A 1175-nucleotide genomic window follows, 5' to 3' on the forward strand; every position below is an offset into this window, starting at 1 on the left:
TAACAGTGGCCTGACGACACGTTTTAGGGTGTGTAAATTCAATAAGGAAGGTAGATGAGCAATAATGATGAAGTGAATTTCAAAGTTGAGGTTTATCAAAAAGATGACCAACTTATTGATGTCAGGGTAGATACAGAGACGCAAGAAATTTGGGTTACTGAAAAGCAGATAGCAAAATTATTTGATTTAAATGCCAGGACAATTTCACACCATATAACAAATATTTATGATGATGGTGAATTAGACAGAAGCTCAACTATGAGAAATCTTCTCGTAGTTCAAAATGAGGGAGAAAGGCGAGTTTCAAGAACAATATCTCACTACAACATAGATATGATTAACTTCATAGGATTTCGCGTTAATGGTCGTAGGGCTGTCGAGTTTAGGCAGTGGGCCTCTGAATTAATAAAATCATACCTCCGTGATGGCTTCGTACTAAACGAAAAAGCATTACGTGACTCCCCTGAAAAAGCCAATGAACTTGCTGCAAAAATCCGAGCCATTCGAGCTAATGAGCGACACGTATATGATAAATTAAAGGACTGTTTAAAAGAAAGTGCCGCTGACTATGATGCTTCCGCGCCAGAAGTTCGAAGTTTTTATGCAAAAATGCAAGATAAGTTTCATTACGCAATAACAGGCATGGTTAGCGCAAAATTAATCCTAGATAGGGCGAACCATGAAGATGATAATATGGGGTTAAGCACTTTTAGTGGCGTCTCACCAAATTTATCGGAAGCCAAGGTTGGTAAGAATTACCTAAAGGAAAATGAATTATACAGAATGAACTTGTTGTCTGAACAATTTTTGCTATATGCCGAGTCTACAGCCCTTCAAGGGAAAAAAATGACAATGAGTTCGCTTATTGAATATGTAGACAAGCTTTTGGTTTTTAACGAATATGTTCTTATGCCTGATTATTCACACGGTAAAATGCTTAGAGATGAAGCCAATCAGCACGCAGAAAGACAGCATAAGCTTTTTAAAAAGAAAAGAGTTATAGAGAAAGCTGGGTATATCTATGACCCAGAATCAGCGGCGCTAGGTGAATTTAATTTCCTCTTTGAAGATCAAGATTAAATCCAACAGTAAGTTTACAGCCCTCCCCGCGAGGGCTTTTTTGTGCCTGTAATTCCCCCTCCTGTGTGATCTGCGTCCAAGCGTGACGATTTTTT

General features: G+C 38.4%; 1 protein-coding gene. It reads left to right on the forward strand.

All coding sequences use genetic code 11. The annotated features are described in order from the left end of the window. Nucleotides 1-54: 54 nt before the first annotated feature. The gene (gene rhuM / locus U868_RS0123115) at nucleotides 55-1080 is read left to right on the forward strand and encodes a RhuM family protein (protein WP_025155346.1); all 1026 of its coding nucleotides are present in this window, start codon (nucleotides 55-57) and stop codon (nucleotides 1078-1080) included. Nucleotides 1081-1175 lie beyond the last annotated feature (95 nt).

Origin of the sequence: Morganella morganii H1r, assembly GCF_000633515.1 — a bacterium.
Classification (GTDB): Bacteria; Pseudomonadota; Gammaproteobacteria; order Enterobacterales; family Enterobacteriaceae; genus Morganella; species Morganella morganii_B.

What these genes read in the sequence shown, in the direction of transcription:
- rhuM (WP_025155346.1), top strand. Translation starts at nt 55, where the DNA reads ATGAGCAATAATGATGAAGTGAATTTCAAAGTTGAGGTTTATCAAAAA.